General features: G+C 63.7%; 1 pseudogene. It reads left to right on the top strand.

Annotated elements, in window-relative coordinates:
• Nucleotides 1-244 (top strand): annotated as a pseudogene (locus tag OP496_RS18305) (TetR/AcrR family transcriptional regulator); the annotation flags it as partial.
• Between the last annotated feature and the right edge of the window lie 340 nt (nucleotides 245-584).

The following is a 584-nucleotide window of genomic DNA, read 5'->3' as shown; positions in this document are numbered from 1 at the left end:
GGGGGAAACCGGCGGCGACGTGCCGGAGATCGCCGAGGCGATGGCACGCCACAAGCAGCGCCTGCGGGATCGGATCGACGCCATCATCGTCGCGGAGATCGGCCGGCAGGACGATGAGCTCGCCGAGTCGATTCAACTGCTGTTTGAAGGCGCGACCCACATGGCGGCGTATCGCGGCGTCGCGACCGTCGATGTCGCACGGCGGGCGGCACAGCGTCTGGTCACGGTCGCACGAGCGTCGTAGCGGCACCGAGTTCAGTAACAGGTTTCGCGGCGAAGCGCAGCATAGCTAACGCCTAGTGACGTTAACCGGGCTCAAACCGGGGATCCATTACGCCCATATCGAAAACGATCGTTTTACACTTCATCAACACGATGCCGGCTACAGACCGAGGGGAGTACACCGCATGACGCGCATCGAATTTCGCCTGATCGTCGCCGGCACCATGCTGATTGGCACCACCTACGGCCTGGCGCGTTTCGCCTATGGGCTGTTCCTGCCCGGCATGCGCGACGATGTCGGATTGAGTCCGACCTTGGCGGGCGTCATCGGCAGCGGCGCCTATGTCGGTTACTGCCTCGCC

This window comes from Chromohalobacter sp. 48-RD10, assembly GCF_029889785.1.
In the GTDB taxonomy this organism is placed as follows: Bacteria; Pseudomonadota; Gammaproteobacteria; order Pseudomonadales; family Halomonadaceae; genus Chromohalobacter.
The sequence above is the reverse complement of the archived record's forward strand: the minus strand, read 5'-3'. Positions and strand labels throughout refer to the sequence as shown.